Source organism: Pistricoccus aurantiacus (assembly GCF_007954585.1).
Classification (GTDB): domain Bacteria; phylum Pseudomonadota; class Gammaproteobacteria; order Pseudomonadales; family Halomonadaceae; genus Pistricoccus; species Pistricoccus aurantiacus.
The window spans coordinates 2,632,569-2,644,511 of sequence record NZ_CP042382.1 but is presented as its reverse complement, the minus strand read 5'-3'; the positions used below and the strand labels follow the sequence as shown (position 1 = coordinate 2,644,511).

Sequence of the window (11,943 nt, the reverse complement as noted above, 5' to 3'; positions counted from 1 at the left end):
AGAAAAAAAGGGGCGAACATGATAACCAACCGCCCCGAATAGGCATAGACCTTGGACAGCGTTGGCGCAAGCCGACACCGAAGAAACCGCACGAATCACAGCGGCACTTATTCGAAGGAAATTTGCGGGCCTTCTTCCTGCTGAGACTCCACTCCGGTGACGACGGCCTGAGCGATGTGTCGGAAGGTCTCGGCGACTGGGCTATTCGGTTCCGCGATTACTGTCGGACGCCCGCCGTCCGCCTGCTGCCTTACTGCCATGGATAGTGGCAACTGCCCTAACAGCTGGGTATCGTATTGCGCCGCGATGCGCTCGCCGCCACCTTCACCGAAGATCGGTTCCTGATGGCCGCAGTTCGAACAGACATGCAGACTCATGTTCTCGACGATACCCAGAACAGGCACATTGACCTTACGGAACATCTCGATACCCTTGCGCGCATCCAGCAGCGCGATATCCTGGGGCGTGGTGACGATGACCGCCCCCGAAACCGGCGCCTTCTGAGAAAGCGTCAGTTGGATATCTCCGGTACCCGGCGGCATGTCGATAAACAGATAATCCACGTCCTGCCAGGCGGTCTGCGTGAGCAACTGCTGGAAGGCGCCGGCCACCATCGGCCCACGCCACACCATCGGCTCGGTAGTATCCACCAGAAACGCCATGGACATGGCCTGGATGCCATGAGCCTCAAGCGGCTTGAAACGGTTCTCTCCCGCCTGCTGAGGACGCACCCCCTCACCGATCCCCAGCATCTGCGCCTGGCTGGGACCATAGATATCCGCGTCCAGCAAACCTACCCGGTAGCCTTGCGCAGCGGTAGCCAGGGCCAGGTTGACGGTCACGGTGGATTTTCCTACTCCGCCCTTGCCGGATGCCACGGCGACGATATGTTTGACTCCCTCGATCACGATGGGCTCCTGTTTCATTGGTCTTGAAGCGATATTTTATCTTGAAACGATATTTTATTTTGAAACCATGGAAAAGAAGCCAGGCTATCCTGGCTTCTGGTTTTACGACTTGACAAACAAGCTATTGGGAAGATGACTGATTTTCGCCCTGATCCGAAGACTTTTGCTGCTTGTCTTTCTCCTGCTGGGCCTTGCCTTGCTGCTTGGGATCTTGCTTAGCATCCTGTGAATCTTTCGACTGCTTGGCCTGATCCTGCTTTGGCTTGTCGCTTTGCTGATCCTTTTGCTGGCTTTCCTTCTGTTTGGCCTGATCCGACTTTGGCTTATCGTCTTGGGATGCGCTCTTGCCCTGCGCCTTGTCCGCTCCCTGCGACGCGCCATCGTCGGCGCTCACATCCATCTGGTTCAGGGTCTGGCGCCACTGAAGCAGCTGTGACTCAAGCTTCTGCACCTGATCGCGACGTTGGCTGCGCTGCTCGTCAAGCTTGGCGAGCCGCTTTTCGGCTTCATCGACCTGCTGTTTAGCCTGCTTGGCCTGTTCGCGTGCCTTTTCCAGTTCCTGCTGAACCTGCTGCTGGTTGCGCTTGGCAGTTTCGACATCGCCCTGGACCTTTGCCAACGCTTTTTCCTGCTCCTTGATCTGCTCTTGCAGCTTTTCAAGACGGGCCTGGTGATCCTCGATGCGCGTTGTCAATTCCTTCTGGCGCCCCTCCGCCTTGGCAATATCCTCCTGCAGCTTGTCGAGTTCCTGCTGGGCCTCGTCGCGCTGCTCGACGACCTGCTGCGAGTCCGTCTTCAACTCGTCAAGTTGCTTTTGACGCTGCTCCAGCTGGTCTTGCTGAGCGTTGAGTTTGCTGGAAACCTGCTCCAGCTGCTCCTGTTGCTGCTGAATGTTGTTCTGCAACTCAGATTGGCGCTGCTTGGCTTGCTGTTGAAACTCGGCTTGCTGTTGCTCCTGCTGCTTTTTCGCCTCGGCAACCTGCTGATTGACCTGTTGCAGTTCTTCTTGCGCCTGCTGGTTCTGCTGATCCAGCTCCTCGGCCCGCGCCCTGGACGCTTCCAGGCTCTCCTGGGAATCCTCGAAGGTTGCTACCTGGGATTGCAAGGATGCATTCTGCTCTTGTATTTCTCCCAACTGTGACTTGATGGTCTGGTTCTGATCCTCGAGCTCCGCGACTCGAGCATCCAAGCGTTCTGCTTCCTGGCGAGCCGATCCCGCACTCGAGCTTGCGTACAAGGCGTATAGAATCGCCACCACGGCGACCACTGCCAGAACGCGGACACGATTGTCCTTGAACAGTTGGCCCATCGTCATATTCGCCATGCCTTTTTCTCCCTACGAAGTTGCGACTAGAGTCCTGCACTCTTTTTGAGAACCATGCATTGAAAGCCATGCATTGAAAACCATGCATTCAAAACGCAATGCATTTTTACGTGCGCTTACAGTATAAGCCTACCCACCCGGAACAAGACATCCTCAGCGTAACCTGCCTGACTTCCCGGAGCAGATCTGGCCCTGTAAATCCCATGATCCCTTCAGAAACATGGCACGCAATGGGATTTGATGCCTATCATGGCGTTAAACTTGCTCTACACGCTACAGCAATCCTTCATAAGCCAGCCTTATTCATCAGACTTTTCATCAGGATCTTTTCGATGGTAAAACGCGACGAAGCCGGGCAGCTAGCCAGTCGTCTGCTGCGTTTCTGCTGGCGGGTCATTGGCCGTTTCTTTGCCAACCGCGGCATTCTGCTGGCGGGCGGGGTCGGCTACAACGTTCTGCTTTCCATCGTTCCGTTATTCGCGGTTTTGAGCGTCACACTGACTCATGTCGTCGCCGAGGATCGCATGCTGGAAATCATCGACTTCCAGGCCCGCCATCTGGCCCCTTCTCATGCGGATGTCATACAGGAAGCGGTGCGAGCGCTGCTGGACTCACCGGAGAAAACCGGTCTGCTGGGTATATTAGTACTTTTTGTCTTCAGCTCCTTTGCCTTTCGCATGCTGGAAGACTCCTTCGCCATCATCTTTCGGCGTCTGGAGATTCCCAAGAAGCGGCGTATGTGGATTTCCGTCTTGCTGCCTTACGCCTTCATCATGGTGCTGGGAAGCGGACTTCTGGGCTTGACGGTGCTGGTATCGACCATCGACGCTCTGGATACGCTGCTGGATCTGATCTTCGCGTCGCATTTTCCCTTCGCCAATATCTCGACCTGGCTGCTGAGCCTGTTCAGCTTCATCGGCTTGTTCCTGCTGTTCAGCGCTATCTACAAGGTGCTGCCGGTCGCCAAGATCTCGATGAATCGCGCCTTGATCGGTGGTTTCGTTGCAGCGCTGCTCTGGGAAGGGGTACGTCTGATACTGGTGGGGTATTTTGCCAACATTTCCTTCGTCAACGCCGTCTATGGTTCGCTGGCTACCATCATCATCGTGCTGTTGAGTCTCGAAATCGGCGCGGTCATCCTACTGCTGGGGGCGCAGGTTATCGCCGAACTCGAGTACAACGACAATCATGGCCTGCCCTGGTACGCCAAGCCGACCGCTACCGCCCCGGAAGCGGCCTAAAGCGTCAGCTGTTGTTCAACTCTTTCTGCACCCGCAGTTTGGCGCGAATGAAATCGCCGTGGCTCAAGAATAAAAGGTCCGCCAGGCGGCGAATCCGGTGCTCTTCCAGAGGATCGAGTTCGCCATCCGCGTAGGCCAGACGCCACATGGATTCCACCAGAGCAAAGCGCTGCTGCTCGCTGTAGTGCCCGTTGAGCAGCGATACGAAACGATGATGATCCACCGCCTCTTCGACTTCCTGCGCCGCCAGGCTCATCAACTCCTCGACCGCCGTATCGGAAAGCTTATAACGCCTCTTGAGCGTTTCTCGTAGCGCCGCAAGCTCCGCCTCGTCCCTGTGATAGTCCGCACGCACGATCTCGCAAAGCAAGACTGCCGCCGCCAGCTCCAGGGTCAAGGTAGACTCTTCCGGTGAGGGAACCGTCAAGGCCTGCTGAAAAAATCGCTGAATCGAGTCGAGCATGAAAAATCGCCTATCCGTGAGTTCAAGCATCCGACAGCGTAGTCGCGTCTTGGGTTCATGGTTCAGGGCTTGAGCCGATAGCCCGTTTTAAAGATCCAGGCGACGATGACAAGGCTCAAGGCCATGAACAGCAGTACCATGCCGACGCTCGCCCAGAGACTGACGTCGCTGATGCCATAGAAACTCCAGCGAAAGCCGCTGACCAGATAGACCACCGGATTGAATAGCGTGACGGTTTGCCAGAAAGGCGGCAGCATGTCGATGGAATAGAAGGTTCCACCGAGAAAGGTCAGCGGCGTGATCACCAGTAAGGGCACCACCTGGAGCTTGTCGAAGCCTTCCGCCCAGATGCCGATGATGAACCCCAGCAGGCTGAAGGTCAGTGCCGTCAGCACCAGAAAGAGCAGCATCCACAGCGGATGGGCGATGGAAAGCGGCACGAAGAAATTCGCGGTGCCGAGGATGATCAAGCCTAGCACGATGGACTTGCTGGCGGCGGCGCCCACATAGCCCATCACGATCTCGAAATAGGACACCGGGGCGGAAAGCAGTTCGTAAATGGTGCCGGAAAAGCGTGGAAAAAAGATGCCGAAAGAGGCGTTGGACACGCTCTGGGTCAACAGCATCAGCATGATCAGACCCGGCACGATGAAGGCGCCGTAGCTGACCCCTTCGACCTCGGTAATACGCGAGCCGATCGCCGAGCCGAATACCACGAAGTAAAGCGAGGTGGAAATCACTGGTGAGACGATGCTCTGCAGCAGGGTACGCATCGTGCGACCCATTTCGAAACGGTAGATGGCGTGAACCGCGCGCAGGTTCATGAAGGCTCCTTGACCAAACTGACGAAAATATCTTCCAGGGAACTCTGTTCCGTATGCAGGTCCTTGAACTGGATACCTGCTTCCCGCACGTCTGCCAGCAAGCGGGTGATGCCGGTACGCTGATGGCTCGTGGCATCGTAGGTGTAGATCAGCGCTAAGCCGCCATCGCCAAGCTCCAGTTCATGTCTATCCAGAGCGTCCGGGATATATTCCAGGGGTTCCGGCAGATGCAGGGTCAGCTGCTTGCGGCCAAGCTGGCGCATCAGCTCATGTTTTTCCCGGACCAGGATGATCTCGCCGTTGCGAATCACGCCGATGCGATCCGCCATTTCCTCGGCTTCCTCGATATAGTGGGTGGTAAGGATGATGGTGACGCCATCTTCCCGCAGCCGTCGCACCACGTCCCACATTTCCCGGCGCAGCTCCACATCCACCCCGGCAGTGGGTTCGTCGAGAAACAGGATCCGTGGCTCATGGGACAGCGCCTTGGCGATCAGCACCCGGCGCTTCATGCCGCCGGACAGGGTGATCAGCTTATTGTTGCGCTTGTCCCACAGCGCCAGGGACTTGAGCACCTTCTCGAGATAAGCAGGATTCGGCGGCTTGCCGAACAGACCGCGGCTGAAGTTCACCGTGGCCCAGACTGTCTCGAAGGCTTCGCTGGTCAATTCCTGGGGCACCAGGCCGATTCGCGAACGCGCCGCCCGGTAATCCTTCTCGATATCGTAACCATCCGCCCATACCTGGCCGGAAGTCGGGTTGACCAGGCCGCAGATGATGCTGATCAAGGTGGTCTTGCCCGCCCCGTTGGGCCCGAGCAGCGCAAAGATTTCACCGGAACGCACGTCGAGATCGACGTTCTTCAACGCCTGAAAGCCGGAATCGTAGGTTTTGGATAGTGCCGCGACACGAATGGCCGGCTGCATAGCATCCCTCTTGTTCATTTAAAGGAAAAAAAGCGTGCTGGATGTGCGTTGCACTTCGTCCTGAGATTTTCCATCTTGAGACTTTTCTTCCTGAGACTCTTCACCCAAGAACCCGCCGGACTGGCGTCGCCACAGCATCGCGTAGAGTCCATCGAGCGTCAGCAGTTCCGCATGGGTGCCGGTCTCCTTGATCCGCCCGCGGTCCATGACCACCAGGCGATCGAGCATGGCGATGGTGGAAAGCCGGTGGGCGATGGCAATCACCGTCTTGTTCTCCATCAGAGTGTAAAGCTGCTCCTGAATGGCCGCTTCCACCTCCGAATCCAGCGCCGAGGTCGCCTCGTCCAGTATCAGGATCGGCGCGTCCTTGAGCAGCACCCGGGCGATGGCAATACGCTGACGCTGTCCGCCGGAGAGTTTCACCCCGCGCTCGCCCACATGGGCATCGAAGCCACGACGGCCCTTGGCGTCGACGGCTTCCTCGATGAACTCCAGCGCGTGGGCACGCCTGGCCGCTTCGCGGATTTCGGCTTCACTGGCCCAGGGTTTGCCGTAAGCAATATTGTCACGAATCGAGCGATGCAGCAGCGCCGTATCCTGAGTGACCATACCGATCTGTCGGCGCAGGGAGGCCTGAGTCACCCGCGCGATATCCTGATCGTCGATCAGGATGCGACCGCCTTCGAGATCGTGAAAACGCAGCAACAGATTGGTCAGGGTCGACTTGCCCGCCCCGGAGCGGCCGATCAGGCCGATTCTCTCGCCGGGACGAAGCGTCAGGTTCAAGTCGTCGAAGACGCGAGCCGCAGCCTCCTTTGAACTCTCGTAGCCGAAATGCACATGCTCGAAACGGATTTCGCCGCGGCTCGCGTCGAGCTGCCTGGCATCCGGCGCATCGCCGACCTGCTGCGGGTTGGCGATGGTATTGATACCGTCCTGCACGGTGCCCAGGTTCTCGAACAGCCCCGCCACTTCCCAGAGAATCCAGTCGGACATCATGCGCAGGCGCATCACCAGGCCGATAGCCACGGCGATTGCCCCCAGGGAAATCAACGACTGATGCCAGGCCAGCACGGCGATGCCCGCCATGACCACCAACAGCAGGGAGTTGAGGGACTGCAAGCAAACCGTCAGTTGCGTCACCAGACGCATCTGACGATGTACAGTCTGCATGAAGCCATCCATGGACTCGAAGGCGTAGTCCTGCTCGCGGCGGGTATGGGCGAACAGCTTGATGGTCTGGATATTGGTGTAGCTGTCGACGACGCGCCCGGTCATTTCCGCCCGGGCGTCCGCCTGGGCCTTGGAAATGCGCTGCAGCCGGGGTACGAAATAGCGCATCAGGCCGATATAGCCCGCCAGCCATACGATAAGCGGCGCCATCAGCCAGGGTTCGCTATTGCCCATCAGCCACAGGGCACCGGTGAAATAGACCGCCACGTAGACGAAGACGTCCATCAGCTTCATCACCGTCTCACGGATGGCCAAGGCAGTCTGCATGACCTTCTGGGATACCCGCCCGGCAAACTCGTCCTGAAAGAACGTCAGGCTTTGTTCGAGCAGATAACGATGCGCCAGCCAGCGCACCAGCATCGGGTAATTGCCGAAGATGCTCTGATGGGTGACCAGGGATCTCACCAGTACCAGCACCGGATACAGCACCAGCGCCAGGGCCGCCATGCCCGCCAGTCGCCAGCCATACTCGGCGAGAAATCCGGTTCGCTCCGCTTCACTCAGCCAGTCCACCAGATCCCCCATGAAGGAGAAGAAAAGCACCTCGATAATCGAGATTACCGCCGTGAGCAGTGACATGAGGATCAGCAGCGGTATCAGCGGCTTCGAATAGTGATGCAGAAACGCGAGCAAGCCACGCGGCGGAGTCTCCGGCGTGGCTTGCGGATAAGGATCAATCAGGGTTTCGAAGAAACGAAACATGAGGTCTCGCGGAAGAAAATGAATTATCGACGGATAGCATCCGTAACAGCTCAGATGAACCTAACCTGAAAGATTATTCGAGCTCTATCGTGCCGTCGAAATCGATCTTTATGTTGAGATCTCCCACCATCAGGGTCATGCGCGCCGGCAGGGTCTCGGTTCCCTCGAGCTTGCCTTCCTCGATGGCCTTGTTCACCGCCTGCTCGATTTCACGCTGAGAGCTGATACCAACCTTTTTAAGGAACTTGCGGATGCTGACGTTGAAGGTTTCTTCATTCATGTAAGACTCCTTGAATAACACTACTGGAAAGTCTTGATAGCCTACCCTCAAGCAACCACTTTGTCGCCTGGCATCAAAAGGTGGAAAGCCCCGTTGCCTCCATCAGCCGGTATTGCCAGTAACGCCACCGGGAGGGGTCGGCGAACGTCGCGTAATCCAGGCTGTAACGACGTCCGTCCGGGTTGTTCCATTGACGTTCGAATAGCGCCAACGCCTGCCGGGTTGCCGGCGTCTCGCGTGGCGCTACCAGCTGCACGCTGGTTTCCAGGTTGAGATCGTCAAGATTGCGCCGGGTGTAGTTCGCGGAGCCCAGGATCAGTTCGACAGGTCCTGAGTCTGGCTGATACAGCAGCATCTTGCTGTGGCACTGTTCGCCGTGGGTATCGCACCAGCGCAGCGGCACACCGGCGCGGTGCAGCTCCCAGCCGGCCTGACGATTGGGAATGCCGTTCTTCTTGATGCCGAAGGCATCCCGATTGGGATCGAGCAGCACCCGTAGCTCGACGCCACGGCGATGCGCCGCGATCAGGGCGGTCATGATCTCGCGATGAGCCAGGTAGAAGACGGCGATATCGATCTTGTCCCCGGCCTTGCTCTCGTTCAGCGTCTCGAGCAGCGCATCACCTATTCCGCCTTCCGTCAGGATCTGGAGACGCGCCTCGCCGGCTTCCTCCGGTACCGCAAAATTCAGACGAGGAAAATCGACGGCCCCGCCGGAATAGTCGGCCACCGCCCGCTCGCTTTTCAGCAGGTCGCCCACCGCCGGCCCGGAAAAACGCAGCGCCACGTTATCGTGCCAGCTACTGGCATCGTGGGGATTGGCGGAGGTCACCATCCCCGTCCAATACTGGCCTTCATCCACCACCAGCGTCTTGCGGTGATTGGCATTGAAATTGAGCAGTGCCAGGTAGCTGCGCAGGGTCACCCGCCCCGACCCCAACAGGTTGGGGAGCCAACCGTCTTCGGCGCTATTGCCCAACCAGCGACAGCAAAGATACCAGAGGCCGGACCAGGCCGGATTCGACGCCCGCTGCTCGGTCAGGTCGGTCATGATGACTTTTACGCCCGCCTCGCGCAGCGCCTGAAAATGCGCGGACGCAAGGCCGCCATAGAGCGTATTCAGCGGATCGCTGATTACCACCGCCTCGATCTCCGGCATCGCCTGCTTGCGCTCGATCAGCGCCTGGGTCAGCTGGTGTGAGAGTGGTCGATAGTGGCCTTCCGCTTCCCCCTTGAAAGCGTTGAACAGGAACATGTCCAGCACGATCAGACGCTCGGCCTGACCGATCAAACGCAGCACTTCATCGAAGATTGCCTGATCGCTCTGGCGATTCCCTTGAGCATCCAGGTAGGTTTCATCCGCGAGAAAGGCCAGATTCGTGGCTGGATACAAGGGGCTTGCCATGCCGATACCCTCCGGCAAGGGCTTATAGCGCTGCCAGAATGCCATGGCGAGATAGACAATCACCAGTAACAGCAGTAGCCCTTTCCAGCCCATCGATCTACCCCACCAGCTTTTCCATGTTGCTTTACTCACCGCTTTTCCGCTTGATTCTCGTTTTTGTCAAAACGACAAAACCGCACGGATAACAGCTCCATGCGGTTTCGCTTCTCACCGATTCACGTCGAATATCAGCTGCGGTGGGTGATTTCCAGCAGGTGATAGCCGAACTGGGTTTTTACCGGGCCATGCACCTTGTTCAGGTCACCGCTGAACACTACCTTGTCGAATTCCGGCACCATTTGCCCCGGCCCAAAAGTTCCCAGATCGCCACCCTGCCGACCGGAGGGGCAGTTGGAATGCTCCTTGGCCACCTCGGCGAAATCGCGTCCGCCTTCGATTTCCTTTTTCAGCTCTTCACACTTGGCTTCATCGTCGACCAGAATATGGCGCGCGCTGGCTTGGGTCATGGTGTTCTCCGGTTAGCTGTGTCGAGAAAACCGCAAGCTTAGCATGGGATGTTGGCTGTGTGTCTCAAGCCTTATCTCCCGGCGGCGTCCATTCCCGGCAGATCTTCAGGGTCTGCTCCGCCGCGAGCGGCTCCTTCGTCAGGCCACAGCGATAACCCTCGGCCTCCTCGAGAAAATGCACGCAATGCTTGCAGACGTTAAACGCTCGATGATGGTTCTGACGCTGCAAGGCTACCAAAAAGCCACGCAGTCCTTCTTCCAGGGTTTCTTCCACGACTCCCGGCGCTTCCTCCAGCGCCCGGGCCAGACGATTCGCCCAGCTATCCTTTAGCAGAGCCCGGCCGGCTTCGGTCAGATGAAGGTGAATACGCTTGCCATGCTTGCTGTCCGGCCGCTTGGCGACCAGTCCTCGTCGCTCCAACACGCCGAGAGTTTGCGAGACGGTGCCGCGAGTCACGCCAAAATATTCAGCCACAGCAATGGGGATATCGCTGTAATGATTGGCCTGGGCCAGATAGGCCAACACCTGCAGTTGGATCGGCAACAGGCCATGGCGAGCGGCGTCATCGCGTACCGATTGGTGGATCAAGGCGGCGAGACGTTCGAGAAGGGTAGCGGCAAAGTTCATGAAGACAGTGTATTGACTCGATGCATGGCTTGACAAGCACCGGAAAGCAGCCTAATGCTTACTATGTATCGACTCGATACATAATGAATGATTAAGCCAACAAGACTCCAGGTCGTCAGATCGTCGCCCGCCCATCTCGGTCTTTCCGCTGGCGTTCTCCTTGACGAATGGATCACGGGAGGAATCGATCATGCGCACGTTACCCCTATTCTCCGCAAGCCTGCTGGGTGGACTATTGGTCGTTGGTGCGGCCCTGGCGGACGAGGCCATCACGCCCTTGGCCAAAAATGACGATTTATCAATCGCTGATGTGAAAGGACGTTATGTCGCCGAGTTCAACATGCTGGTCTTCGAACAGCAGGTAGCAGGGCAAGCCGGCGCCACGGTGCCGGATGCCAGGGGACAGATGGATGGCGCCCCGGTTCTCACCTATGCCTTTCCCACCACTCTGCCCCCATCAGTGGTCGGCTTCGGCGATGTCGAAGGCATTCTGACCCTGGTGGCGACATCGCACCCGGACTTCGACGATACCCCGTTATGGGACGAGCAAGGCGACGGCAGCTATGACAACGATGGCAGGGTCTTCCATAGTCACTGGGTGGTACTGGTCGAGGACGAGCGCGTACCCGGCGGACTGGCGGTCCGCGAGATCGCCAATGGTGAGCAGGCGACGCTGCCGCCGACTAATCCCGGCATGCCGCTCTATCTGGACTCACCGGGGCTGAGCGTGGTGCTGCAGGGCGATACCCTGAGGATACTGGTGCCCTCCTGGCGGGTGCGGAATGCTCGCGACTTCTCTTTCGATGCGGTCACCGCCTATCTGGAGGTCAACACGTCCGACGACAGTCGACCGATGCTGGGTATCTATGAAGTCTACGATGTCGCCTCCGGGGATCTATCGCTGCCTTACCGGCTAGCCGATGAAAGCCCGTGAATCGATGACAGAAATTGCTTAATCGGCGCTGTCCATGCCCTTCAGGCTGGACAGCTCGGGTACCTTGCCTTGGGTCAGGACACTGAACTCGCCGTCGGTTTCCAGCACCACCGCGCGAAGATCCTTCAAATCGTCTTCCCCCGCCTCGCGCACCGCCGCGTATAGCTCGTCCTCCGTGACCCGGGCCTTGCGCAGCGCTTCCGGCAAGATGGTTCCTTGATAAAGAAGTAGCGCCGGCTCTCCCGTTACCAGCTTTCGCACCCAGGGAACTCGCACGCTGGTCCAGGTCAGCACGAACTGCATGCCGATCAGCGCGGCCAGGGCCAGGCCTCCCTGAGCGAGAGTGACATCCTTGCTGAGTATGATGGTGGCCAGGATGGAGCCTAGCGCCACCGTCACCACCAGATCGAAGGCGTTCATCTTCGATAGGGTACGCCGCCCGGAAATCCGCAGGAAAACCACCAGGGTGATATACGCCAGTACCGCGGACACCGCGACTCGCAAGAGCGCCTGCCCGCTGTCGAAAAAAACCTGCTCCATGATCACACTCCTTGTCGCATGGCTGGAAA

At 58.0% G+C, this 11,943-nt stretch carries 13 protein-coding genes; 2 read left to right on the top strand and 11 right to left on the bottom strand.

The features are described from left to right. Positions 1 to 107: 107 nt before the first annotated feature. Complete coding sequence (apbC, locus tag FGL86_RS12460; RefSeq protein WP_186764521.1) at positions 108 to 905, bottom strand: iron-sulfur cluster carrier protein ApbC; 798 nt, start codon at positions 903 to 905, stop codon at positions 108 to 110. A gap of 124 nt (positions 906 to 1,029) precedes the next feature. Further along, the gene (locus FGL86_RS12455) at positions 1,030 to 2,232 is read right to left on the bottom strand and encodes a coiled-coil domain-containing protein (protein ID WP_147184850.1); all 1,203 of its coding nucleotides are present in this window, start codon (positions 2,230 to 2,232) and stop codon (positions 1,030 to 1,032) included. A 332-nt stretch (positions 2,233 to 2,564) separates the two neighbouring features. Here FGL86_RS12455 and FGL86_RS12450 point away from each other — a divergent pair, with 332 nt between their 5' ends. Beyond that, positions 2,565 to 3,473, top strand: coding sequence for a YihY/virulence factor BrkB family protein (locus FGL86_RS12450; protein WP_147184849.1), 909 nt, complete (start codon positions 2,565 to 2,567; stop codon positions 3,471 to 3,473). Between the two features lie 4 nt (positions 3,474 to 3,477). Here the strand turns inward: FGL86_RS12450 and FGL86_RS12445 are convergent, their stop codons facing one another. The 8 genes from FGL86_RS12445 to FGL86_RS12410 all read right to left on the bottom strand — a co-directional run bounded on the left by FGL86_RS12445 (position 3,478) and on the right by FGL86_RS12410 (position 10,440). Continuing rightward, the gene (locus FGL86_RS12445) at positions 3,478 to 3,936 is read right to left on the bottom strand and encodes a tellurite resistance TerB family protein (protein ID WP_147184848.1); all 459 of its coding nucleotides are present in this window, start codon (positions 3,934 to 3,936) and stop codon (positions 3,478 to 3,480) included. A gap of 62 nt (positions 3,937 to 3,998) precedes the next feature. Further along, on the bottom strand, positions 3,999 to 4,760 hold the full coding sequence (locus FGL86_RS12440; RefSeq protein WP_147184847.1) for an ABC transporter permease: 762 nt from the start codon (positions 4,758 to 4,760) through the stop codon (positions 3,999 to 4,001). Continuing rightward, positions 4,757 to 5,686: an ABC transporter ATP-binding protein gene (locus tag FGL86_RS12435; protein ID WP_147184846.1), complete on the bottom strand. Its 930-nt coding sequence runs from the start codon at positions 5,684 to 5,686 to the stop codon at positions 4,757 to 4,759. The genes FGL86_RS12440 and FGL86_RS12435 overlap by 4 nt, the downstream gene beginning before the upstream one ends. Before the next feature lie 18 nt (positions 5,687 to 5,704). Continuing rightward, a complete protein-coding gene (locus FGL86_RS12430) occupies positions 5,705 to 7,621 on the bottom strand; it encodes an ABC transporter ATP-binding protein (RefSeq protein ID WP_147184845.1) in 1,917 nt (638 codons plus the stop codon). 73 nt (positions 7,622 to 7,694) lie between these two features. After that, positions 7,695 to 7,901 (bottom strand): DUF6494 family protein, encoded by a 207-nt coding sequence (locus FGL86_RS12425; protein WP_147184844.1) that lies wholly within the window; start codon positions 7,899 to 7,901, stop codon positions 7,695 to 7,697. A gap of 73 nt (positions 7,902 to 7,974) precedes the next feature. After that, positions 7,975 to 9,438: a phospholipase D family protein gene (locus FGL86_RS12420; RefSeq protein WP_342780037.1), complete on the bottom strand. Its 1,464-nt coding sequence runs from the start codon at positions 9,436 to 9,438 to the stop codon at positions 7,975 to 7,977. Between the two features lie 95 nt (positions 9,439 to 9,533). Further along, complete coding sequence (locus tag FGL86_RS12415) at positions 9,534 to 9,812, bottom strand: peptidylprolyl isomerase (RefSeq protein WP_147184843.1); 279 nt, start codon at positions 9,810 to 9,812, stop codon at positions 9,534 to 9,536. Between the two features lie 64 nt (positions 9,813 to 9,876). Further along, complete coding sequence (locus FGL86_RS12410) at positions 9,877 to 10,440, bottom strand: MarR family winged helix-turn-helix transcriptional regulator (RefSeq protein ID WP_147184842.1); 564 nt, start codon at positions 10,438 to 10,440, stop codon at positions 9,877 to 9,879. A gap of 190 nt (positions 10,441 to 10,630) precedes the next feature. Here FGL86_RS12410 and FGL86_RS12405 point away from each other — a divergent pair, with 190 nt between their 5' ends. Continuing rightward, positions 10,631 to 11,374, top strand: coding sequence for a hypothetical protein (locus tag FGL86_RS12405; RefSeq protein ID WP_147184841.1), 744 nt, complete (start codon positions 10,631 to 10,633; stop codon positions 11,372 to 11,374). A gap of 18 nt (positions 11,375 to 11,392) precedes the next feature. On the opposite strand, the gene FGL86_RS12400 is transcribed toward FGL86_RS12405, so the two are convergent. Continuing rightward, positions 11,393 to 11,914 carry a DUF421 domain-containing protein gene (locus FGL86_RS12400; protein ID WP_147184840.1) on the bottom strand — a complete coding sequence of 174 codons (522 nt, stop codon included), beginning with the start codon at positions 11,912 to 11,914 and terminating at the stop codon, positions 11,393 to 11,395. Positions 11,915 to 11,943: the final 29 nt, after the last annotated feature.